The following is a 21,593-nucleotide window of genomic DNA, read 5'->3' as shown; positions in this document are numbered from 1 at the left end:
ACAGAGCCGGCGCACCGGTCGACCTGCTCGACGGCCGGATCGAGGCTGCCCGCCGCTCCATGGACCGGACTCTGGCGCTGGGAAGCGTCACCGCCGCGCAGATGGACTTGCTCGACGAACGCCTCCTGGATGCCCGGCGGCAGTACCTCTACATCCCGCCTGCGAAGATGCTCACTCAACTCCGCGATGAGCTGGAGGAAGTCGAGAACCTGGCGGTGGATCGGCAGCCCGCCGCGGTACACCTGCGACGCGTTGTCGCCGCCCTGCCATTGGTGTGACCGCGGCCGGACTCGCCTACTACGCCGCCGCCGATGCGGACACCGCGTTCTGGCCCGCCATGCTCTACCAGGCCGCCGCCTTCACGATCACCGCGCTGATCAGCATGCGGCTGCACCACCGGCCCGGCACCGAGCCCCCGCACAGCCACAGCACCACAGCACACAGGAGAGCCATCCGAAAGCAGCGCTAACCACCATCAGCGGCCAGCAGCAACACGCCGCACGCAGAGTGACGGATCGGTGAGAGCTGGCAACAAGCGGTGGAAGATTGCTCACCCAGGCCCGACGGCCCTTGCTGCGACACTCTGGAGGCTCCCTCGACACTCGTACCGGCCGCCGGTGGCCGCCACTGGATCGTCCTCACAGGTCGCGCTGCAGCCGGCGCCCGCGCTGGTCAGGTGCGGAGTGAGGACGGCTTGGGCGAGGCTGGTGATGCGTGGGGGCGGGGCGTTGCCCGCGTGGTGGTGTCCGTGGGTGCGGTGGGTCAGGACTTGAGGCGGCTCAGGGCGTTGATCACGGTGGCGATGGCGGGCTCGGCGGCGCGTTCGCGGTGGTGGGCTGCCATGAGGTGGACGTGCCACTCGGGCATGTCGATCACGTCGAGTTCGACCAGGGTGCGGGCGGCGAGGTCGCGTTCGACCGTGGCGCGGGTGAGGACGGCGACGGCCTGCCCGGAGCGCGCGAGGTCGGCTGCCGTCTCGGCGGAACTGATGCGGTAGAGCTGATGCGCGCGGGTGGGGGCGTCCAGGAGCAGTTCGTGAAAGAGCTGCGCACCGCTGCCCCAGAGGTTCACGGCGAGGGGGTGGCCGCTCAGCCCTGCAGTGTCGCAGGGGCGCGCGGTGAGCGGGTGGTCCGGGTGACAGGCCGCGATGACCGGCTCCCTGCGGAACGTGTGCAGCCGTACCTCGTGAGCGTGCGGCATCGGCAGGGTGATGGCGATGTCGGTCACGCCCGCGGCCACCCGCTGGAGCGCGTCCTGACTGTGCTGGTCGTCGACCACGACGGCGTATCTGAGCGGTTGCAGGGCATCGATGACGACGGGGATGGCCAGCGGTGCGTAGCTGGCGTGGGTGGTCACGTGCAGGGTGCCCTGGGTGTCGTCCTCCCGTGCGATGTCCAGGGCCCGAGCCGCCAGATCCAGACACCTCTCCGCGTGGGGCAGCAGCCGTTCCCCCGCGGGCGTCAGCGACACTCCTCGGCTGGAGCGGTCGAGCAGTGGCTGACCGACGAGCCGTTCCAGTCGGCGCAGCCGCTCGCTGACGGACGGTTGCGCGACGCGCAGCTCACGTGCTGCGGCGGACAGCGAGCCGGCGGATGCGGCGGTGACGAAGACGCGCAGGTCCGCGAGTTCCAGGGCCATAGGTGCAGCCTATGACCAGCGCCCTCGGATCATGGGGTTCTGTGTGGCCGACGGCGCCCATAGCGTGCCGGTACGACACCCCCCGTGAGGTGAGGAGCCCCTCTTGCACGACACGTACGAGACCGCTGTTGAACTCGTCCCTGCGATTACGGCTGACCTGCCCGGGATCGTCGCCATCCAGAATCACACGGCCGCGACCTCGCACGCCCGGTTCGCCACCGGAGCGCATCGCATGGAGGAGCGGCGGGACTGGTTCGCTCAGTTCGCGGAGACGGGTCCGTACCGGATGCTCGTCGCCCGGCGCGGCAACCAGGTTCTCGGTTATGCCTGCAGCCAGTGCTACCGCGATCAGGACGCTTTCCGGGAAACGGTCGAGGTGAGCATCGGACTCGGCGAGGACAGCAGGGGACAGGGGCTGGGAACCGCCCTCTACCGTGCGCTCTTCGGCCTCCTGGCCGATGAACCGGTGCATGTCGCCCTCGCCGGCATCGCCCTGCCGAACGACGTGTCGGTGGCCCTGCACCGCAAGTTCGGCTTCGCCGAAATCGGAACCTTCCACGAGTACGCCGTGAAGAACGGCCAATACCTGAGCTCCCTGTGGATGCAACGCCTGCAGTCCACTCCGCTCCCGGGGCCGGACCAGAACTGACTGGTCCCGTGCTCGTGTGCCAGGGTCCAACGAGAACACGGGGCGCGGCCCGCAAGAGGCGTGCGGTAGCCGCAGGCGGCCGCATGCTCGTCGTCCCCCGGAAGGGCCCGATGGGAAAGCGGCTTCGAAGGGCCCGGTGCCGCCAACGAGCGGCTGGGCAGGTGGTCTCTCCCCAACCAGCTGTGCAGGTCCGACAGTTGGCGTGACGGGCAGGTGAAACCCCTGGTTCGGCACGGCGTGAACAGCTAGGAGCCTTGTCGGTTCCTGGGCCGACGGGCCTCCTCTTCCCAGGTCAGCGCGCCCTTCCGCGTGGTTTGAGAGGGAGGTCGGGCAGCTTCGGCGCAGGCAGGGGCGCGCCGTCGTAGCCCTTCACCACCCCGAACCCGGACCCCTGCATCCACTCCTCGCGGGCCTGTGCGATCTCTTTCTGGGTGCGGCCCACGAAGTTCCACCACATGATGAGTTCCTCTTCGAAGGGCTCGCCGCCGAGCAGCATGAGTTCCGCGTCGGAGTCGGCCCGCAGGGGCAACTCCGTGCGGCCGCAGCCGAGGTAGAGCATCGAGCCCGGCAGTACGGGGACGCCGTCGACGTGCGCCTCGCCCGACATCGAGAGCACCCCGTACTCGAAGTCGGGGACGAGTGGCAGGCGTGTCTCGGTGCCGGAGGTGAGGGTGAGGTCGGCGCCGACGATGGGGGAGTACGTGCTGCCGGGGGAGCGGGACCCGTCGAGGTCGCCCAGGAGGACCGTCGCCTCGACGCCGGGGGCGGTGACCGTGGGCAGGTCGGCGTGGTGCTCGAACGTCGGGTCGGTGTGCCGGTGCGCGTCAGGCAGCGCCACCCACAGCTGGGCGCCGTGCAGGAAGCGGGCGTGCGACTTCGGTGACTCCTCCGAGTGCGAGATCGCCCGGCCCGACGTCATGAGGCCCAGTTCGCGCGGGCGGATGGTCTGCAGGCTGCCGGTGGAGTCGCGGTGCAGCACCTCGCCCTCGTGCAGCCAGCTGACGGTCTGCAGGCCCATGTGCGGGTGGGGCGGCACCTGCATGCCCGGCTCGTCGGCGATGTCGTCGGGGCCGTAGTGGTCGACGAAGGCCCACGCCCCGATCATGCGGCGCCCGAGGTTCGGGAGGAGCCGGCGGACCTCGGTCGACGCGCCGAGGCGCACGCGGCGCGGGCTCAACAGCTCGCGTACGGGTTCGGCGACGACGAAGCCGCGGCCGCCGCACAGGGACGGAACCGCCTGACGGTCAAGGTTGCTCATGCGGCTCAACCTAGCCTGCGGTCATGGTGGAACGGCAGGGCGTCCCCCGTCCTGGGACTTGTCCGCGTACGCCACCCGCACGTCTGTCCCGCCAGGCAGCCTCCGCCCCCGCACGGGCTACCCGAATGGCCTAATTTCCCGCGGGCCGGAATAGCGGGGTCGAATCGCCGCAATCGTGCCGCTGAAGGCCTCTCCCCAGGAATTCCGCACACGTTCCGTGACGCTCCTGGTTGCGGGGTGCGGCGGGGCGGCGCGCGATGGAGGGGAAGCGTGCGTCGTCCGTGGCGAGAGTCGATTCTGCCCGTCGCGCGCTCCAAGGGAGTGATCACCCATGACGCAGGGCGAGGCCTTCACCAACCCCGACGGGCTTGCGGGCCTGACGGCCTATGACCAGACCGGCGAAAAGATCGGCAGCGTCGAGCAGATCTACCTCGACGACCGCAGTGGTCGTCCCGAGTGGGTGACCGTCAAGACCGGTCTCTTCGGGATGAAGCAGAGCTTCGTCCCGCTCGCCGGCGCCCGTCGCCAGGAGGACCAGCTGCACGTGGCGACCACGAAGGAGGCCGTCAAGGACGCCCCGCGCGTGGAAGCCGACCAGCACCTCGAGCCGGAGCAGGAGCACGAGCTCTACCGCCACTACGGCCTCGCACGGCCCGAGGGCGCCGGTGGCATGGCGGGCGGCATGCGGCCCGGCACCGCTCAGGGCCGCGGCCGCGGCGACATGGCCGGAGCGGGCGCGGGCGGTGGTCGCGAGTTCGCGACCCGTGCCGGTGCGGGCGAGCACCACAACGAGGAGATGGTCCGCTCCGAGGAGCGGCTGCGCGTCGGCAAGGAGGAGGAGACGGTCGGCCGGGCCCGGCTGCGCAAGGTCGTCGTCACCGAGGACGTGACGACGTCCGTACCCCTCTCGCACGAGGAGGTTCGCGTGGTCCGCGAACCCATCCGCGAGGGTGACGGCACCCGCGCGAAGATCGGCGAGGAAGAGGCCGAGGTGACCCTGCACGCCGAGAGGCCGGTGGTCCGCAAGGAAGCGGTGCCCGTCGAGCGCGTCCGCCTGGAGACGGAGAACGTCACCGAGACCCGCGAGGTCTCGGACCAGGTGCGCAAGGAGCAGATCGAGTTCGACCGCGCCAAGGGCGAGCGCGGCCGCGGTGACGCGAAGGGCGAGGACTGGCGCGACCGGAAGCAGGGCCCGCGTCACTGACCTCTCGCCTCTCAGGGCTCCCTGGCCGGGGCAGCTGAAGGCGGTGGACAGAGGGTGTGGACAGAGGGAGGGAACACTCGTACCGGGTGTTCCCTCCCTCTCCTGTGCTTGCCCCTCTCTTGTGCCTGAGCTGCTCTCGCCCGCTCTCTTGTGCCTGACCCCCTCGCGTCTGCCTGAGTGCTTATCGCGGACCGCCGCGCCGCCACCGTTGTCGTCCGATTCCGTGCTTGTGCCGTAGGGGCTTCAGCCCGCACCTTTGTGCTCGGAAAGGTCGCGGCCATGACGTCGTCACACGGCAGGACGAGGACCGGCACCGGCAGCACCGGCAGCCGTGCCGTGGTGCTCGGCGCGGGCATGGCCGGGATGCTGGCCGCGAGCGTGCTGTCCCGCCACGTGGACGAAGTCGTGCTCGTCGACCGGGACCGCATGCCGAGGGGGCCCGGGCCGCGCAAAGGGCTGCCGCAGGCCCGCCACACGCACTTGGTGATGTCCGGGGGCGCACGCGTCATCGAGGCGCTGATGCCGGGCACCGTCGGGGCATGGGTGGCCGCCGGTGCGCGCCGGGTGGCGGTCACGGCGGACATGGTCGTCCTCGGCCCCCAGGGCTGGCTGCCGCGCAGGCCCGACACGAAGTTCATCGTCTCCTGCACCCGTGACCTGCTCGACGCCGTCGTCCGTGAACGCGTCCTGGCCCGGCCGCAGGTCGTTCTGCGGGACGGCGCCGAGGCCGTCGAACTCCTGGGTGATCCGCGCAGGGTGACGGGAGTTGCCTTACGGGAGACGGGCCGCGGCACGGGCGAGGAGCTGGCCGCGGATCTGGTCGTCGACGCCTCGGGCCGGGGCTCGCAGTCCTCCCGGCACCTCGCCCGCCTCGGTCTGCCCGCCGTCCGGGAGGAGACCGTGGACGCCGGGCAGGTCTACGCCACCCGGCTCTTCCGCGCGCCGCCGGGCACGGACCGCTTCCCCCTCGTCAGCATCCAGCCCGACGCCCGCTCCGGAGGCCCCGGCCGCGCAGGCACCCTGCTGCCCGTGGAGGACGGCCGCTGGCTGGTCACCGTGGCGGGCACCCGCGGCGCCCAGCCCACCAGAAACGCCGAGGACTTCGAAGCCTTCGCCCGGACCATGCGGGACCCGCTCCTGGCCGACCTGATCTCCTGTGCCGAGCCGCTGACCGACGTGCACCTCACGCGCAGCACCGTCAACCGGCGTCTGCGCTTCGAGAGGCTGCCCGCCGCGCCGGAGGGGTTCGTCGCCCTGGGCGACGCGGTCGCGACCTTCAACCCCGTCTACGGACAGGGCCTGTCGGTGGCCGCTCACAGCGTGGCCGCGCTCGACCGGGCCCTGCGGGAGCGCCCCGCCCATGCCGCGGGTTTCGCCCGGCACGTGCAGCGGTCGGTGGCCCGCGCCACGGGCGGCCCCTGGGACCTGGCGACCGGTGAGGACCTCAACTACCCGAACACCGTGGGCGGACCGCTGCCACCGGCGGCCCGGCTGCTGCGGGGCTACACCCAGCGGATGATGCGGGCCGCCACCGGCGACCAGGCCGTGCTGCGGGCGCTGACGGACGTCATGACCCTCTCCGCGCCCCTGACCCGCATGGCCAGGCCCGAGGTGCTGCTCGGTGTCGCCCGCGGTCCCGGCCGGGACGCACAGAGCGGCCCGTCCATCACCGCGGAGGAACTCGCGCTGTGCGGGCTCGGCGGGCGGCGCTGAGCGCCCGCGCCCTCCCGGCCCTCGATCACGCCACGCCCCCATGGCGCGCCCCCTCTGCGACGCGCCGCGTGACGCCGCAGCGCCCGACGCGTGGGCGCGGGCCCGAGACTGATGCGCATGCGTTCGAGACTTGACCAATGAGGCGCATCTATTGACGTGGCTTGTTCAGGAAATTTATGGTCCCTGGACCCTCCCAGGTGAACCAGAGTGACGGAGAACAATGACGTACTCCCTCGGCGCTCGGCCGCGCGCCGCTCAGCTGACCGCGGTGCTGCTGGCCGGAGCGCTCGTCGCCTCGGTGCCGTCGGCGGCCTCGCAGACAGCGCGGGCCGCCACCACCGCCGCCGCAGACACCACCCCCACCGCCGCGAACTGCCGCCGCAGCGACGGCTGGACACTCGGCACCACCGAGCTCGACGCGAAGGACACCCACCACGCCTTCGTCGGCAACGGCTACCTCGGGCAGCGCGTGCCGCCCAACGGTGCCGGATACGCCGACAGCGAGGTCAAGACCGGCTGGCCGCTGTTCACGCCCCGCTACGACGGTTCCTTCGTGTCCGGCCTCTACGCGCACAACAAACAGACCGCGGAGAACCGGCAGGCCGTGGCCGCCCTCCCCACATGGTCCGCGCTCACCGTCGGCACCGGCGGAGCCCAGGGCGATACCTTCAACTCTTCGACGCCCACCGGCCGGATCTCCCACTACCGCCAGACGCTGCTCCTGCACTGCGGTGTGGTGCGCACGTCGTTGACGTGGACCGCCACCGACGGCCGCAGGACCGACCTCGTGTACGAGGTCCTCGCCGACCGCGCCAACCCGCACGCGGGCGCCGTACGCATGCGGATGACACCGCACTGGAGCGGCAAGGCCACCGTCACCGACGTGCTGGACGGCCGCGGCGCGCGGCGCATCCGGCAGACCGGCGGCGGCGACCGCACCGAGGGACACCGCGAAGACGGCCGGAGCGGGACCACCATGGACGTGGCGTTCCGTACGGACGGCACGAACGTCGACGGGGCCGTGTCCTCCACGCTCCGCGCCGACGGCGGGGTACCCGGTGCGAGGGTCCAGCGGGCCGACGGCGCACGGAAGCTGACGGTACGTCAGTCCATGTCCGTGCCTGTCCGGCGCGGCCAGTCGTACGGCTTCACCAAGTACGTGGGCATCGATACGGCCCTGACCTCCCGCGCGCCCCGCCGGAACGCCACCGCCACCTCGCGGCGCGCCGCCGACCGTGGCTGGCACGGACTGCTGCGCTCGCACACCGACGCCTGGTCGCGGCTGTGGCGCAGTGACATCGAGGTGCCGGGGCGGCGCGACATGCAGGCGTGGGTGCGCTCCGCGCAGTACGGACTGTTCTCCAGCACCCGCGAGGGCGCGGCCAACAGCATCGCCCCGGCGGGCCTGACCAGCGACAACTACGCGGGCCTCGTCTTCTGGGACGCGGAGACCTGGATGTATCCGGGGCTGCTCGCCACCCGTCCCGAACTCGCCAGGTCCGTGGTCGACTACCGCTACCGCACGCGCGCCGGAGCGCGCCACAATGCCCGGGACCTCGGCTACCGCGGCCTCTTCTACCCCTGGAACAGCGGGAGTTCGGGCAACCTGGCCGAGGAGTGCCACAGCGTCGACCCGCCGCACTGCCGCACGCAGATCCACCTCCAGTCCGACATCTCCCTGGCCACCTGGCAGTACTACCTCGCCACCAAGGACACGCGCTGGCTGCGCGGGCGCGGCTGGCCGGTGATGAAGGGCATCGCCGAGTTCTGGGCGGACCGCGTCAGCCGCAACAAGGACGGCAGCTACTCGGTCAAGGACACGGCCGGGCCCGACGAGTACAGCAACGGCGTCGACGACGCGGTCTTCACCAACGCCGGTGCCGTCACCGCTCTGCGCCACGCCACCCGCGCCGCCGAACTGCTCGGCGAGCGGGCCCCCGCCGAGTGGAAGTCGATCGCCGACCGCATCCGGATCCCGTACGACGAGAAGCGCAAGGTCTTCCAGCAGTACGACGGTTACGACGGCGGCACCATCAAGCAGGCCGACACGGTTCTGCTGATGTACCCGCTGGAGTGGCCGATGCCCGAGGGCGCCGCGGCCGGCACCCTCGACTACTACGCGCAGCGCACCGACCCCGACGGCCCGGCCATGACGGACTCGGTGCACGCCATCGACGCCGCTGGGATCGGTGAGCCCGGCTGCTCCGCGTACACGTATCTGGAGCGCTCCATCAAGCCGTTCGTACGCGGCCCCTTCGCGCAGTTCTCGGAGGCTCGCGGCGACAAGGCGGGCGCCTCGGACCCGCTGTCGGGCTCGCCCGCGCACGACTTCCTCACCGGCAAGGGCGGCTTCCTGCAGGTCTTCACCAACGGCCTGACCGGCCTGCGGATGCGCGAGGACCGCCTCCGCCTCGACCCGATGCTGCCCCCGCAGCTCGGCCGCGGCGTCACCCTGCGCGGCCTGACCTGGCAGGGTCGTACGTACGACATCGCCATCGGCGCGCACCGCACCACCGTGCGCCTCACCGACGGCGAGCCGATGACGCTCGACACCCCGCAGGGCCGGCAGACCGTCGCCAAGAGTGCCCCGGCCGTCCTCAAGACCCGCCGCCCCGACCTCACGCCCACCACCAACGCGGCGCGCTGCACCGGCGCTACGGCCTCCTCCCAGCAGCCGGGCATGTACGCGGGCGCGGCAGTCGACGGCAACACCGCGACGGCCTGGGTCCCGGACGGCGCACGCGGCCACCTGACCACGGACCTCGCCAAGCCCGTACGCGTCAAGAAGGTCACCGCCACCTGGACCGACACCAAGCCCGTGGCGCACACGGTCGAGCTCTCCCTCGACGGCGAACACTGGCACCGTGCGACCGCCGCCGCGGCGGACGGCCGACTCGCGCGGTACGTGCGGGTGACGGTGCGGGGCGACGCGGACGCGAAGAAGCATCCGGGAATCGCGGAGCTGACGGTCAACTGACGCTACATCAGCCCCCCGTCGGTCTCAGGGCCGCTGGGACGGCAGGGGGCGCAGCCCGGGCCAGCGGGTCAGCATGCCGGCCCGCATGGAGGCGGTCAGGTCGCCCAGGTCCCTCAGTCCGCCGCTCTCGGCCGTCATCCGGCTGACCACGCCGAGGCGGTGTGCCAGGCGTTGGCGGGCCGTTGCCGTGCCCCAACGCCAGTCCTTTCGGGGGAGCTCGGCCAGATGGTCGACCGAGCCGCGTCGGGCTCGCTCGACGAGTGCGTCGCCCCGCAGCACCCACCCCGCGCACGCGTCCGTGAGATCGCCCTGCGCGTCGGTGCCCGTGGCCGCGCGCCAGGCCGTGCGGTAGGCGGCTTCGGCCGCTGTCAGCAGGGGCGGGGCGGGAATGGTCGAGCACCAGCAGGTCGGGAAGCCGATACGGAGGTAGGCGAGCTCGACGAGCCCGTCTCCCAGGGACGCCTGCTCGAAGTCGATGAACCTGACGCCGTCGCGGGTGTGCAGGTCGTTGCCGGGGCAGGGGTCGCCGTGCAGCAGCGAGCGGCGAGGGGTGTGTGCCAGCCGGTCCACGAGGTCGGCCAGAGTGGCCGGGACGGTCGGCGGCACCTCGACGCCGAGCGTCCGGGCGAGCCGGAGGAAGGAGTCGATGTCGGCGTGGTCCGGGCCCGCCCAGGTGGGGAGGGTGCTCGCGGTGTCCGCGTCGGCGGCCGCGTGGAGCCGGGCCAGCGCGGCCGCGTACTCGATCACCCAGTCCGCGCGCGGCGGCCCTTCCTCCAGGTGTTCCAGGACCAGGACCCGGTCGGCGGGATCGGCGCCGAGGAGCGCGGGCACCACCGGCGGGTCGACGCGGGCCGCGAGCCGCAGCGCGGCGACCTCGCGCGCGTACCGGTCGGCGGCGTCCGGTCCTTCGACGAGCTGCTTGACCACCACGGGCGTGCCGGACAACTCGGCTCGCCACACCCGGGAGCGCGGGCTGCTGTCCAGCTCGCGGGCCCGGCCGGGCACACCCAGCTCTGCCGTCAGTCTCTCCCCGAACGGTAACCGTGACCTCATGGTCCGCATCCTTGCACGACGCGCCGATCCGGCCCCACGCTCGCTGCGCGGGACCGGATCGGCGTGGATCGTGCCGTGTCGACGTGTCGTGCCGTGTCGTCAGGAGGCGGAGAGTTCCTCGCGGACCGTCCTGGCCGCCGCGACCAGGTTCTCCAGGGACGACCGCGTCTCGGGCCAGCCGCGCGTCTTCAGGCCGCAGTCCGGATTGACCCAGAGCCGTTCGGCGGGGATCGCCTCGAGCCCCGTGCGCAACAGGGCGGCGGCCTCGTCGGCGCTCGGCACCCGCGGCGAGTGGATGTCGTACACGCCGGGACCCGCCTCCCGCGGATAGCCGTGCGCGGCGAGCTCGCGGGCGACCTGCATGTGGGAGCGGGCCGCCTCCAGGCTGATGACGTCGGCGTCGAGGTCGTCGATGGCCTGGACGATGTCGCCGAACTCGGCGTAGCACATGTGCGTGTGGATCTGCGTGTCCGGCCGCACCCCGCTCGTGCTGAGCCGGAACGCCTCGGTCGCCCAGGCCAGATAGGCCGGGTGGTCGGCGGCGCGCAGCGGCAGCGTCTCGCGCAGCGCGGGCTCGTCGACCTGGATGACCGACGTCCCGGCCGCCTCCAGGGCGACGACCTCGTCGCGCAGGGCGAGGGCTACCTGGCGGGCCGTGTCGCCGAGCGGCTGGTCGTCACGGACGAAGGACCAGGCGAGCATGGTGACGGGGCCGGTGAGCATGCCCTTGACGGGGCGGCCGGTGAGCGACTGGGCGTACGTCGTCCAGCGCACCGTCATCGGCTCGGGACGCGAGATGTCACCCGCGAGGATCGGCGGTCGCACATAGCGGGTGCCGTACGACTGGACCCAGCCGTGCTGGGTGGCGAGGTACCCGGTGAGCTGCTCGGCGAAGTACTGCACCATGTCGTTGCGTTCGGGCTCACCGTGCACCAGGACGTCGATGCCCGCCTTCTCCTGGAAGGAGATCACTTCCTGGATCTCGGCCTTGATGCGCTCCTCGTACCCGTCGCCGTCGATCCGGCCGGCCCGCAGATCCGCGCGGGCCGCCCGCAGTTCGCCGGTCTGCGGGAACGAGCCGATGGTGGTCGTCGGGAGGAGCGGCAGGCCGAGGGCGGTGCGCTGGGCCGCCGCACGCTCCGCGTACGGCTGGAAGCGGCGGGCGTCGGCCGCCGTGACGGCCCCGGTGCGGGCGCGGACGGCCGGGTCACGGGTGATGGGGGAGCCGGCCCGGGAGGCCAGGTCGGCGCGGTTCGCGGCGAGTTGGGTGGAGATCGTGTCGGTGCCCTGCGCGAGCCCCCGGGCGAGCGTGACGATCTCGGTGGTCTTCTGGCGGGCGAAGGCGAGCCAGCGCAGGATCTGCGGCTCGATGTCCCGTTCGAGGGCCGCGTCGACGGGGACGTGCAGCAGGGAGCAGGAGGCGGCCACGTCGACCCGGTCGGCCAGGCCGAGCAGCGTGCCGAGCGTGGTGAGGGACTTCTCCAGGTCGTTGACCCAGATGTTGCGCCCGTTGACGACGCCCGCCACCAGCCGCTTGCCGGGCAGCCCGCCGACGGCCGCGAGCGCGTCGAGGTTGGCGGCGGCCGCGTCGGTGAAGTCCAGCGCGAGCCCGTCGACCGGGGCCTTGGCGAGCACGGGAAGGGCGTCGCCGAGCCGGTCGAAGTACGAGGCGACAAGGAGTTTCGGCCGGTCGGTGAGGGCGCCGAGGTCACGGTAGGCGCGTTCGGCCGCGTTGAGCTCGGCCGGTGTCCGGTCCTGGACGAGCGCGGGCTCGTCGAGCTGTACCCAGTCGGCGCCCGCCGCACGCAGGTCGGCGAGGACCTCGGCGTACACCGGCAGGAGGCGGTCGAGGAGGGTCAGCGGGTCGAAGTCGGCGGCCACCCCGGGAGCGGGCTTGGCCAGCAGGAGGTAGGTGACCGGGCCGACGAGGACGGGCCGCGCCGTCAGGCCCAGCGCGCGGGCCTCCTTGAACTCGCCGACCTGCTTGGCGGAGTCGGCCCTGAACACCGTCCCGGGCGCCAACTCGGGCACCAGGTAGTGGTAGTTGGTGTCGAACCACTTCGTCATTTCCAGCGGCGCCACGTCCTGGGTGCCGCGCGCCATCGCGAAGTAGCCGTCGAGCGCGTCCGCGTCGACCGCGGAACGGTGCCGCTCGGGAAGCGCGCCGACCATGACGCTGGTGTCGAGGACATGGTCGTAGTACGAGAAGTCGCCGGTAGGGACTTCGCAGATGCCGGCGTCGGCGAGTTCACGCCAGTTCGAGCGGCGGAGCTCGGCGGCGGCGTCCCGGAGGGCGTCCGCGGTGACGCGGCCCTTCCAGTAGCCCTCGATCGCCTTCTTGAGTTCCCGGTTGGGACCCTGGCGGGGGTAGCCGTACACGGTGGCCCGTGCTGCCGCGGCTGCGGGCTTGGTGGTCACGGAGATCTCCTTCGCGAGATGAATCCCTGAGATCCCGGAGACGGGACGAGAGCGCGAAGGGTGGCAGCACCTGGCGGGTCGGGATCGCGTCGTCGACGCGGTCGCCCGTCCGGTGTGCACGCCGACCCGCCCTCGAGGTCACCGAGATATCCGCGCACGCATGGTGCGCGCACGGACAGCGGGCAGGTCTTCGGACTCGCGGGCCGGTCCAGCGCCTTCCTGGAGAAGGCGGTCGGACACCTACTGGCCGTCGCTTCCCAGGACCGGACTCCGGTCCCAGTGCGTGTGACGGCGGTCGTTCCCGCTCACCGCTGCGGGGCAGTCCCGGATTCACACCGGGTTCCCTCTTGCGACGCTCCCGCCTGGCGGACGGGGCGAACCAGCTGTATCGATCACCATACGGGGCCACCCGCCGGTGGAGCGCGTCGTGTTGGGGATGGGAAAGGTGAGGTGGAACACGTGAGGCGCGTGCTTCGCCGACGCGGAGGGCGGGAAGTGGCGAGCGGGCCCGCGCCCGGGGGAACTCCCCGAAAGGCGCGGCCGACGCGCTCCCGCGCCGGGGCGACCGTACTGTGGCTGCCATGTGCTGGAGCGAGACGGCCGACCTCGTCGCGGGCGCGGGCATCACGGCCGTGGGGGTTGCCTCCGTGACCCTGGCGGCCCGGCGCCCCCGTGACCTGCCGCTGGCCGCGCTGCCGCTCGTCCTGGGCCTCCACCAGCTCATCGAGGCAGCGGTCTGGCACCACGACGGCGGTACCGGACCCGCCACGGTCGCCTGGGCCGTCATCGCGCTTCCGCTCCTTCCCCTGTGGGTACCGGCGGCCGTACTGTGCTCCGCGCCGCCCAGCGCCCGACGCCGACTGTTCGTCCCGATGGCGGCGGGCATCGCGACGGCGGCGACGCTCACTTACGTACTGGCGACGCGCACCGTGACGGCCGAGATCCGCGGGCACACGGTCGGATACTCCGTGGGACTGCCGCGGGCGCACCTGATCATCGCGGGTTACCTCCTCGCCACCATCGGCTCGCTGCTCCTGTCCGGCGACCGGGGCCTGGTCCTCTTCGGCGTCCTGGTCGCGGGCGGGGCCGCGGTGTCCGTCGTGCTGTGGCGACAGGAGTACATCTCGACGTGGTGCGCGTTCGCCGCGGTGTGCTCGGTCATTCTGCTGCTCCGGGTCGCAAGGCGCCGTCCGCCGATCCGGACGAGCGGCCCTAGCCCCGGCATTCCCGTGCCCGGCGACCGGCCCCGCTGAGCAGGTCGACGCGCTGACCCGCCCCCTCTTCGAGGACGTAGAGCGTGCCGTCCCCGGGGGACCAGTTCCGTGGGACGAGGAAGATGCGGTCTCCGGAGACGTGGAACAGGCGCAGACCGGCGTACTCGTACGCGTACGCACTGCCCTTGTCGGTGACGCGCCGGAAACAGCTGCCGCCGCCCCGGATCATCAAGTCCTTCTCGCTGAAGACGACGACCGCGGGGAATTCGTTCCGGAGGGTGCGCTCGGTCAGGTCCGCGCGGCCGCGGCCCGCGATCGCCGCGTACGCCGACACGGCCCAGAACAGAGACAGGACACAGACGAACAGCGTGAGCCCCCAGAGCCGCAGGTCCCGGCGCGTGCGGGTGCGGGCGTACGCGTTGAGCGCGAAGCCGCCGATCGCGGTGAGCGGCAGCAGCAGGTCGAACACCCACGGGCTGAGCGGATACAGCGGTACGAGGACGACGGGCACGGCCCAGGCGAACCGCAGCACCCGCACGGCGCGGTCGAGTCGTTCCGGTTCGCCCGCCGCCCAGCGGAGCAGCCCGAGCACGCCGAGCGCGGCGCCCGCGGCCAGCCAGGCGGGAAGATAGAGCGCGCTGACGCTGCGCAACAGATAGTCGCTGGTGGAGAAGTGGAACACGGTGTCGCGCAGCCCCAGTGCCCTGGTCTCGGCGTCGGTGCTCGCCCAGCCGAAGTAGAAGAGGACCGCGGTCAGCAGGGTGACGAGGGACCCGATGGCGCCGACGATCTCCACCCAGCCGACTCTGGGGTCGGCGGGGGTGGGGACGGGGGACGGGGTGGGGCTTTGGGGTTCGGGGTCCGGTTCGGGGTCCGGGGCCGGTGCCGGTTCCGGGTCGGCGCCCGGTTCCGGCCCGGGGACCGGATCAGGCTCCGGTTCCGGCGGCTCGTTCATCGGGTGAGCGTGCCGCTCGGGCCGGGTGCGCGGGCCGACAGCGAAGGCGACGGGGACGAGGACCTGGTCGAGGACGAGGACGGAGGCTGCGGTGGGGTGCCGCTCCAGTCGAGCGTGAACGCCGCCGGCTTCGCGACCCTGACGCCGTTCTTCGTCACGAGCGTCACGTCGATCACTGTCGGACGCCGGCCGCCGTAGCCGTCGGGCCCCGGCAGGTCCACGGCGACGGTCCCGTCCTTGCAGCACCTCGCCCTGTCGTCCGCGTCGCCGAAGGGCCGCAGGACGAGCGGCGCCGGCAGTTCCGCGGCGCGCAGTTCCACGGTGTCCGGCGCGTCCGGCCAGGTGCCGTAGACGCCGAGTGTGTCGCCGGGCGTGATCCTCGTCCGTTTGGCGGCGATCTGATTGCCGCAGGCCGCGGTGCCCGGGGGAGCGGCCCGCAGCGCCACGTGCTCGGCGGGGTGCCGCGTGTAGTAGGCGACGAAGCGCTGCAGGATCGCGTAGGCGTCGCCGTCCTTGCACAGGTACGCGGTGCTCCCGGGGCGGTACCCGGCCGCACGCAGCCCGGCCTCGGCCCTGGTCGCGATGGTGAGTCCGCCGCTCTCACCGTGAGCTGCCTTGCAGATCCCGGCAAGCCCCTCGATGACCTTCCAGGACGCGGAGGTCGCCGAGTTGTCATTCCCTCTGTGGGAGGCGGTCGCGCTGTCGTACGCCTGTTGGCACTCGCCCTGCTGGAGCAGGTCGTACAGACTGTCGGGCTCGAACGCCTCGTCCGTGTTGGGCGACTTGGGCCCCCACGGCAGCCAGCTGGGTGGCTGCCCGCCTCCGTGGTCCCCACCGCCGCCGCCCCCGACGCTGCCCCGGTCCCGGTCCTTCCCTCCGTCCCCGCCACCGGTCTGCCAGGCGCCGCTCGAAGACCCGCCCGACCCACTTGAAGACCCGTCCGACCCGCTCGGAGCCCCACCCGAAGACCCGCTCGTCGTGCCGCTCCCCGGGTCCCCGCCACCCCCCGCGGCCCCCGTGTCACCGCCACCGGTGTCCGTCCCCGTGCCCCCGTCCAGAGACCCCGAGTCGCCTCCGCCACTCCGCGCTCCGCCGCCGGGCGACGCCACTCCTCTTATCCCGAAGAACAGCCCCACCACCAGCACGAACCCGACGACGGCATACGCCCACATCGGAACCCGCACGCCACCCGAACCAGCGCGAACAGCCATGACGGCACCCCCGTATCGCCTCCTTTCATCATGCTGCGGAGGCCCGGCGCCCGGTATCCCTTTCGCCGATGGATGGGTCGGGCATGGATGCCCCGGGGCTCACGGGCGCCAGTACAGCGCCGGGTCGGGGTGGTCGACGAAGCCCAGGTTCCGGTAGAGCGGTTCGCCCTCGGGGGAGGCGTACAGATCGACGCGGGAGGCCTCACTCGCGCGGAACCAGTCGAGCAGCGCCCGCATGATCGCCCGGCTGTGGCCGCGCCGCCGGTACGCGGGGTCGGTGACCACGCCGATCACATGGCCGACCCGGCCGTTGGGGTTGTGCGGGCCGGGGAACCACTGCTCGACGGTGCCGATGCCGCAGGCGGCGAGGCCGTGTTCACCGTCCACGACGAGGATGCGCGCGGCGTCCGCCGTCAGCTGGTCCCGCAGGACAGAGGCGAGGTTGCGGCGCCATCCGTCCTCCTCCGGCGAGGGGTTGAAGTACTCTCCGCCGAGGGTCTCGAAGAGCAGCGCCCGCAGGCGCACGAGTTCGGGAAGGTCGGCCTCCACCGCCCGGCGGACGTCGGGGCGCAGAGGGGTGGCTTGTTCGCGGCGCAGGGTGAGTTGTTCGGTGGGCTCTCGCATGACGATCACCCTGATGTAAGGACCTTGTGCACAACAACCCTTACTCGCCCGGTGACCGTGGTGCGCGGGCAGATCCCCCGGTCAGGTCCTCGCCGGGGGGTCCGTCAGCCGCAGTCCGTTCTCCCAGATGGTGTTCAGCGTCGTGACGAGCCGCTCGTACGGAATGCGCTGCCCGAGCACGAACACCATGTAGGCCATGCGGCTCACCATCACGGACAGGGCGTGCGCGGTGATCAGCGGGTCCAGGCTCGTGTCGGCCTGGCCGTTCTCCTGGAGGGTCCGGATGAGCTTGGCGTTGCGGCGGGCGAAGGCGTTGCCGCGCTCGATGCGCAGGGCCATGAACTGCTCGTCGACCTGGGCGACTTGCTCGAACAGCGCCATCAGGCGTGCGTTCTTCTTGTACGCGCGCAGGTATTCGCGGTTCGAGGCGTCGATGAGCTCACGGGGATCGGTGATGCCGGTGCGCTCGCGCAGGTGCGGGTGGAGCATCTCCTCCTGCACCTGCTCGACCAGCGCCTGGAAGATCTCGTCCTTGCTGTTGAAATACGTGTAGAACGACCCGGAGGCGACGTGTGCCGCCTTGGAGATGTCCGTGATGCGGGCGTCCAGATAGCCGTCGCGTTCGAACACCTCGCGGGCGGCGGCGATCAGGGCATTGCGCGTTCTGAGGCCGCGAGCGCTGCGAGGAGTGATCGGTTGCTTCTGGCCGCCGTCCGCGGCCGGGGCCTGGGCAGCCACTGCGATCCATTCGCCGGAGTTCGAACCTGTACGCGTCGGTCTGGGCGCATCGGTTCCGTACGTATCGATGGGCAGCGGATGTTATCAGCCGAGTTCGGAGAGGAACTTCAGGAGAGCGGCGTTCACCTCGTCGGGCCGCTCCTGCTGAATCCAGTGGCCCGCGCCGTCGAGCACGATGTTTCCGCGCTGATCGGTCAGCATCCGGTCGAGGTCCTTCGCGGGCATGAACTGCGCGACGACGTCCTTGGAGCCGGTGATGAACAGTGCGGGACGGGTGATGCGGCGGTCGGCCAGGTGCTCGGTGAGGGCCCAGTTGCGGTCCAGGTTGCGGTAGTAGTTGAGGCCGCCGGTGAAGCCGGTCCGCTCGAACGTGTCCACGTAGTAGGCGAGTTCGTCGTCGTCGAGCCACGGGGGCGGTGACAGCTCGCCCTCGGCGCGTTCGGTCCGGGCGGCCCACGCGGGGGAGTAGATCTCCTTCGTGACGAGGGTCCTGCGCACGTCCTGGCGCAGGGCCGCGTCCGCGACGCCCGGCTCCTGGAACCACACCATGTAGAAGTCGTCGCCGAGCCGCTCGCGCAGGATCGGCACCGGAGCCGCGGGCGCCCGCATCGTCACCGGCACGCTCATCCCGGCCACCGCGCGCACCCGCTCCGGGTGAGCCAGGGCCAACTGCCACACCACGGCCGCGCCCCAGTCGTGCCCGATGAAGATCGCGTCCCGCGCGCCCACGTCGTCGACGACCGCGATCAGGTCGCCGCAGAGCGTCAGGATGTCGTACGCGTCGGCGTCGGCGGGCCGTGAGCTCCCGCCGTAGCCCCGCATGTCGGGGACCAGGACGCGGTACCCGGCCTCCGCCAGCGCGAAGAGCTGATGACGCCAGGAGAACGCCAGCTCGGGAAAGCCGTGGCACAGCACCACCGGGGGCCGGCCCGGCCGCCCCTCGCCGTGGTCGAAGACTCTGAGGGTGACGTCGCCGACGGTGACCTCGCGCGTCGCGACGCGCTCCCAGTCGGCGACCGAGATGTGAGTGCTCATGTGCGGACCTCCCCTGTCGCGTGTACTGAACTCGACATTGGGTTCAAAGGTACCGGAGCGGGTGCGGGAAGCCGAGGGCCGACGACTCTTGAACTTGAACCCGGATTCAAATACGTTGACGGGACCCGAGGCGAGTGAAGGTGCGGTGCGATGAGCGACGTGCGGACGCGCGGTGCGGTCCTGTTCGACTTCGGCGGGGTGCTCACCACGAGCGTCGTCGCCGCCTTCGAGGCCATCGGCGGAGAACTGGCCGACGACCCGCGGCTGTTGCTCAGGATGCTCTCCGAGGACGACGCGTGCGGTGCGCTGCTCGTGGCGCACGAGGAAGGGCGCATCGGGGAACGGGACTTCGATGACTGCTTCGCGGCGCGGCTGCGGGCGCACGGGGTGGTGGTCGAAGGGCCGGGCCTGGTGAGCCGTATCCAGGCGCGGCTGAGCCCGGACTCCGACATGATCGCTCTGGTGGCGAAGGTGCGGGCCGACGGACACCGGGCCGGGCTTCTCTCCAACTCCCTCGGCGACGCCTGCTACGCGGGCTTCGACCTCGCCGGCATGTTCGACGCCGTGACGGTGTCGGGCGAGATCGGGGTGCGCAAGCCCTCGCGGCGGGCGTACGCCATCGCCTGCGAGCGGCTCGGCGCGCGGCCCGAGGAGACGGTCCTCGTCGACGACCTGCCCCAGAACATCGTGGCCGCCCAGCGGCTCGGCATCGCCGGAATCGTGCACCGCGACGCCGCCACGACGGCGGCCGAGCTGGCACGGCTCCTCGGCCCCGCGCCCCGCACCTGACGCCCGCCCGTGACACGGCCCGCAGGAGCCGGTGGTGTATCCACCCGGGCGTGCCCCGGGCCAGACTTCCAGACTCGGTTTGCAGACTCAGTTCCCGACCAGGACCGTGGAGGACGACCCGTGTTCGACGTGAGCGACAGGGCCAAGGAGTACCAGGAGCGGCTGCTCGCCTATATGGACGAGCACGTCTACCCCGCCGAGGCGGTGTACGAGGCGCAGATGGCGGAGTCGGGCGACCCGCACTTCCACCCGCCGGTCCTCGAAGAGCTCAAGGCCGAGGCGAGGCGGCAGGGCCTGTGGAATCTCTTCCACCCCCACCCCGAGTGGGGCCCCGGCCTGACCAACCTGGAGTACGCGACACTCGCCGAGATCATGGGCCGCAGCGCGCACCTCGCCCCCGAGGCCACCAACTGCAACGCGCCGGACACCGGCAACATGGAGGTCCTCACCCTCTTCGGCACCGACGAGCACAAGGAGAAGTGGCTGAGGCCGCTGCTCGCGGGTGAGATCGCCTCCGCGTTCGCGATGACCGAACCCGCGGTCGCCAGCTCCGACGCCCGCAACATCGAGATGCGGATGGTCCGCGACGGCGACGAGTACGTTCTCAACGGCCGCAAGTGGTGGACCTCGAACGCCCTGCACAGGAACTGCCGCGTGCTCATCGTCATGGGCAAGACGGACCCCGATGGGCCGAGCTACCGGCAGCAGAGCATGATGGTCGTCCCGCTCGACACCCCCGGCGTCACCGTCCTGCGGGGCCTGCCCGTCTTCGGCTACCAGGACCGCGAGGGCCACGCGGAGGTGCTCTTCGAGGACGTCCGCGTCCCGCGCACCGCTCTGCTCGCGGGCGAGGGCGACGGCTTCATGATCAGTCAGGCCCGGCTCGGCCCCGGCCGCATCCACCACTGCATGCGCACGATCGGCATGGCGGAGCGCGCCCTCGACCTGATGATCGACCGTGCGCAGTCGCGTACGACCTTCGGCGCGCCCCTGTCCGACCGGGCCAACATCCAGGACTGGATCGCCGAGTCCCGTGTCGAGATCGACATGGCCCGCCTGCTGACCCTCAAGGCCGCACATCTCATGGACACCGTCGGCAACAAGGAGGCCCGCACGGAGATCGCCGCGATCAAGGTCGCGGCGCCCGAGGTCGCCCTCAAGGTCGTCGACCGCGCGATCCAGGTGCACGGCGGCGCCGGTGTGAGCGACGACTTCCCGCTCGCGAGCATGTACGCCCATCTGCGCACCCTGCGCCTCGCCGACGGCCCCGACGAGGTGCACAAGCGCACCATCGCCGTGCGCGAGCTGCGGCGCCGCGAGGCCGAGCGGAGCGCGCGATGAGCGGCCCGCTCGACGGGAAGGTCGCCGTCGTCACGGGCGCGTCGCGGGGCATCGGCCTCGCGGCGGCCGCGGCCCTGCGCGACCGGGGCGCCCAGGTCGTGATCACCTCGCGCAGCGCGGAACGCGCCGAGGAGGCGGCTCGTGAACTCGGCGGCGCCGTGGCCGGGTTCGGCGCCCACGCCACCGACGAAGCCGCCGCTCGCGCCTGCGTCGACCACACCGTGGCGACGTACGGACGCCTGGACATCCTGGTGAACAACGCCGGTACGAACCCCGCGTACGGGCCGGTCATCGACCAGGACCACGGGCGCTTCGCCAAGACGATGGACGTCAATCTGTGGGCGCCGATCCTGTGGACGTCGCTCGCGGTGAAGGCGTGGATGGGGGAGCACGGCGGCTCGATCGTCAACACCGCCTCGATCGGCGGGCTTTCGGTGGCTCAGGACGTCGGGATCTACCACGTGTCCAAGGCCGCGCTCATCCACCTCACCAAGCAACTCGCCCTGGAACTCGGCCCGAAGGTCCGCGTGAACGCCATCGCTCCCGGCGTCGTGCGCACCCGGCTCGCCGAGGCGCTCTGGCAGGAGAACGAGGCGCGGGTCGCCGCGGCCACTCCGCTGGGCCGCATCGGCGAACCCGAGGACCTGGGTGAGGCCGTGGCGTTCCTCGCCGGTGACGGCGCACGCTGGATCACCGGCGAGACGCTCGTCGTCGACGGCGGGCAGCTCCTCGGGTCGGGACCGCTGTGAGGAGGAGCGGACCGTTCTGATCGGGGA

The 21,593-nt window shown here is 71.7% G+C and carries 19 protein-coding genes and 1 riboswitch; of the genes, 10 read left to right on the top strand and 9 right to left on the bottom strand.

Annotation, left to right across the window (positions count from 1 at the left end; genetic code table 11):
- Positions 1-59: 59 nt before the first annotated feature.
- Together ACZ69I_RS10835 and ACZ69I_RS10830 are read left to right on the top strand one after the other, a co-directional pair.
- Positions 60-278: a hypothetical protein gene (locus ACZ69I_RS10835; RefSeq protein ID WP_470831543.1), complete on the top strand. Its 219-nt coding sequence runs from the start codon at positions 60-62 to the stop codon at positions 276-278.
- Positions 275-469, top strand: coding sequence for a hypothetical protein (locus ACZ69I_RS10830; protein WP_470831542.1), 195 nt, complete (start codon positions 275-277; stop codon positions 467-469). Before ACZ69I_RS10835 ends, ACZ69I_RS10830 begins: the two co-directional genes overlap by 4 nt.
- Before the next feature lie 293 nt (positions 470-762).
- Here the strand turns inward: ACZ69I_RS10830 and ACZ69I_RS10825 are convergent, their stop codons facing one another.
- Entirely contained in the window at positions 763-1,638 is an 876-nt protein-coding gene (locus ACZ69I_RS10825) for a LysR family transcriptional regulator (protein ID WP_470831540.1), read from the bottom strand.
- A 103-nt stretch (positions 1,639-1,741) separates the two neighbouring features.
- Between ACZ69I_RS10825 and ACZ69I_RS10820 the strand changes: the two genes are divergently transcribed.
- Positions 1,742-2,287: a GNAT family N-acetyltransferase gene (locus ACZ69I_RS10820; RefSeq protein WP_470831539.1), complete on the top strand. Its 546-nt coding sequence runs from the start codon at positions 1,742-1,744 to the stop codon at positions 2,285-2,287.
- A gap of 292 nt (positions 2,288-2,579) precedes the next feature.
- Here the strand turns inward: ACZ69I_RS10820 and ACZ69I_RS10815 are convergent, their stop codons facing one another.
- Positions 2,580-3,545: a pirin family protein gene (locus tag ACZ69I_RS10815; protein ID WP_470831538.1), complete on the bottom strand. Its 966-nt coding sequence runs from the start codon at positions 3,543-3,545 to the stop codon at positions 2,580-2,582.
- Between the two features lie 331 nt (positions 3,546-3,876).
- Between ACZ69I_RS10815 and ACZ69I_RS10810 the strand changes: the two genes are divergently transcribed.
- From ACZ69I_RS10810 to ACZ69I_RS10800, 3 genes are all read left to right on the top strand, one after another.
- The gene (locus ACZ69I_RS10810; protein ID WP_467675451.1) at positions 3,877-4,749 is read left to right on the top strand and encodes a DUF2382 domain-containing protein; all 873 of its coding nucleotides are present in this window, start codon (positions 3,877-3,879) and stop codon (positions 4,747-4,749) included.
- A gap of 279 nt (positions 4,750-5,028) precedes the next feature.
- A complete protein-coding gene (locus tag ACZ69I_RS10805; RefSeq protein ID WP_470831536.1) occupies positions 5,029-6,462 on the top strand; it encodes an NAD(P)/FAD-dependent oxidoreductase in 1,434 nt (477 codons plus the stop codon).
- A 220-nt stretch (positions 6,463-6,682) separates the two neighbouring features.
- Positions 6,683-9,439: a glycosyl hydrolase family 65 domain-containing protein gene (locus ACZ69I_RS10800; RefSeq protein WP_470831534.1), complete on the top strand. Its 2,757-nt coding sequence runs from the start codon at positions 6,683-6,685 to the stop codon at positions 9,437-9,439.
- A gap of 24 nt (positions 9,440-9,463) precedes the next feature.
- Here the strand turns inward: ACZ69I_RS10800 and ACZ69I_RS10795 are convergent, their stop codons facing one another.
- Entirely contained in the window at positions 9,464-10,492 is a 1,029-nt protein-coding gene (locus ACZ69I_RS10795) for a phosphotransferase (RefSeq protein WP_470831533.1), read from the bottom strand.
- 99 nt (positions 10,493-10,591) lie between these two features.
- A complete protein-coding gene (metE, locus tag ACZ69I_RS10790) occupies positions 10,592-12,910 on the bottom strand; it encodes a 5-methyltetrahydropteroyltriglutamate--homocysteine S-methyltransferase (protein WP_470831531.1) in 2,319 nt (772 codons plus the stop codon).
- Positions 12,911-13,074: 164 nt separating this feature from the next.
- Positions 13,075-13,309: riboswitch (cobalamin riboswitch) on the bottom strand.
- 182 nt (positions 13,310-13,491) lie between these two features.
- On the opposite strand from metE, the gene ACZ69I_RS10785 reads away from it, so the two are divergent.
- Positions 13,492-14,163: a DUF6629 family protein gene (locus ACZ69I_RS10785; protein ID WP_470831530.1), complete on the top strand. Its 672-nt coding sequence runs from the start codon at positions 13,492-13,494 to the stop codon at positions 14,161-14,163.
- Here ACZ69I_RS10785 and ACZ69I_RS10780 read toward each other — a convergent pair.
- The 5 genes from ACZ69I_RS10780 to ACZ69I_RS10760 form a co-directional block, all read right to left on the bottom strand.
- Positions 14,123-15,079 (bottom strand): hypothetical protein, encoded by a 957-nt coding sequence (locus tag ACZ69I_RS10780; protein WP_470831528.1) that lies wholly within the window; start codon positions 15,077-15,079, stop codon positions 14,123-14,125. The genes ACZ69I_RS10785 and ACZ69I_RS10780 overlap by 41 nt on opposite strands.
- A complete protein-coding gene (locus ACZ69I_RS10775; RefSeq protein ID WP_470831526.1) occupies positions 15,076-16,290 on the bottom strand; it encodes a hypothetical protein in 1,215 nt (404 codons plus the stop codon). The genes ACZ69I_RS10780 and ACZ69I_RS10775 overlap by 4 nt, the downstream gene beginning before the upstream one ends.
- Positions 16,291-16,389: 99 nt before the next feature.
- Complete coding sequence (locus ACZ69I_RS10770; RefSeq protein ID WP_470831525.1) at positions 16,390-16,914, bottom strand: GNAT family N-acetyltransferase; 525 nt, start codon at positions 16,912-16,914, stop codon at positions 16,390-16,392.
- 81 nt (positions 16,915-16,995) lie between these two features.
- A complete protein-coding gene (locus ACZ69I_RS10765) occupies positions 16,996-17,652 on the bottom strand; it encodes a TetR/AcrR family transcriptional regulator (protein WP_467675469.1) in 657 nt (218 codons plus the stop codon).
- 84 nt (positions 17,653-17,736) lie between these two features.
- Positions 17,737-18,687 (bottom strand): alpha/beta fold hydrolase, encoded by a 951-nt coding sequence (locus tag ACZ69I_RS10760; protein ID WP_470831523.1) that lies wholly within the window; start codon positions 18,685-18,687, stop codon positions 17,737-17,739.
- Positions 18,688-18,837: 150 nt separating this feature from the next.
- Here ACZ69I_RS10760 and ACZ69I_RS10755 point away from each other — a divergent pair, with 150 nt between their 5' ends.
- From ACZ69I_RS10755 to ACZ69I_RS10745, 3 genes are all read left to right on the top strand, one after another.
- Positions 18,838-19,476: an HAD family hydrolase gene (locus tag ACZ69I_RS10755; RefSeq protein WP_470831522.1), complete on the top strand. Its 639-nt coding sequence runs from the start codon at positions 18,838-18,840 to the stop codon at positions 19,474-19,476.
- Positions 19,477-19,596: 120 nt separating this feature from the next.
- Positions 19,597-20,817, top strand: coding sequence for an acyl-CoA dehydrogenase family protein (locus tag ACZ69I_RS10750; protein WP_470831521.1), 1,221 nt, complete (start codon positions 19,597-19,599; stop codon positions 20,815-20,817).
- Positions 20,814-21,566 (top strand): SDR family oxidoreductase, encoded by a 753-nt coding sequence (locus ACZ69I_RS10745; RefSeq protein WP_470831519.1) that lies wholly within the window; start codon positions 20,814-20,816, stop codon positions 21,564-21,566. The genes ACZ69I_RS10750 and ACZ69I_RS10745 overlap by 4 nt, the downstream gene beginning before the upstream one ends.
- Positions 21,567-21,593 lie beyond the last annotated feature (27 nt).

It is taken from the genome of Streptomyces sp. NPDC036815, assembly GCF_055609205.1.
This window is presented reverse-complemented; position numbering and strand designations above follow the sequence as displayed.

Bases quoted from the DNA above. Each gene is read 5' to 3' on its own strand.
- ACZ69I_RS10835 (WP_470831543.1), top strand. From the start codon at position 60: ATGGACCGGACTCTGGCGCTGGGAAGCGTCACCGCCGCGCAGATGGAC.
- ACZ69I_RS10825 (WP_470831540.1), bottom strand. From the start codon at position 1,638: ATGGCCCTGGAACTCGCGGACCTGCGCGTCTTCGTCACCGCCGCATCC.
- ACZ69I_RS10815 (WP_470831538.1), bottom strand. From the start codon at position 3,545: ATGAGCAACCTTGACCGTCAGGCGGTTCCGTCCCTGTGCGGCGGCCGC.
- ACZ69I_RS10810 (WP_467675451.1), top strand. From the start codon at position 3,877: ATGACGCAGGGCGAGGCCTTCACCAACCCCGACGGGCTTGCGGGCCTG.
- ACZ69I_RS10805 (WP_470831536.1), top strand. From the start codon at position 5,029: ATGACGTCGTCACACGGCAGGACGAGGACCGGCACCGGCAGCACCGGC.
- ACZ69I_RS10800 (WP_470831534.1), top strand. From the start codon at position 6,683: ATGACGTACTCCCTCGGCGCTCGGCCGCGCGCCGCTCAGCTGACCGCG.
- ACZ69I_RS10795 (WP_470831533.1), bottom strand. From the start codon at position 10,492: ATGAGGTCACGGTTACCGTTCGGGGAGAGACTGACGGCAGAGCTGGGT.
- ACZ69I_RS10785 (WP_470831530.1), top strand. From the start codon at position 13,492: ATGTGCTGGAGCGAGACGGCCGACCTCGTCGCGGGCGCGGGCATCACG.
- ACZ69I_RS10780 (WP_470831528.1), bottom strand. From the start codon at position 15,079: ATGAACGAGCCGCCGGAACCGGAGCCTGATCCGGTCCCCGGGCCGGAA.
- ACZ69I_RS10775 (WP_470831526.1), bottom strand. From the start codon at position 16,290: ATGGCTGTTCGCGCTGGTTCGGGTGGCGTGCGGGTTCCGATGTGGGCG.
- ACZ69I_RS10770 (WP_470831525.1), bottom strand. From the start codon at position 16,914: ATGCGAGAGCCCACCGAACAACTCACCCTGCGCCGCGAACAAGCCACC.
- ACZ69I_RS10760 (WP_470831523.1), bottom strand. From the start codon at position 18,687: ATGAGCACTCACATCTCGGTCGCCGACTGGGAGCGCGTCGCGACGCGC.
- ACZ69I_RS10755 (WP_470831522.1), top strand. From the start codon at position 18,838: ATGAGCGACGTGCGGACGCGCGGTGCGGTCCTGTTCGACTTCGGCGGG.
- ACZ69I_RS10745 (WP_470831519.1), top strand. From the start codon at position 20,814: ATGAGCGGCCCGCTCGACGGGAAGGTCGCCGTCGTCACGGGCGCGTCG.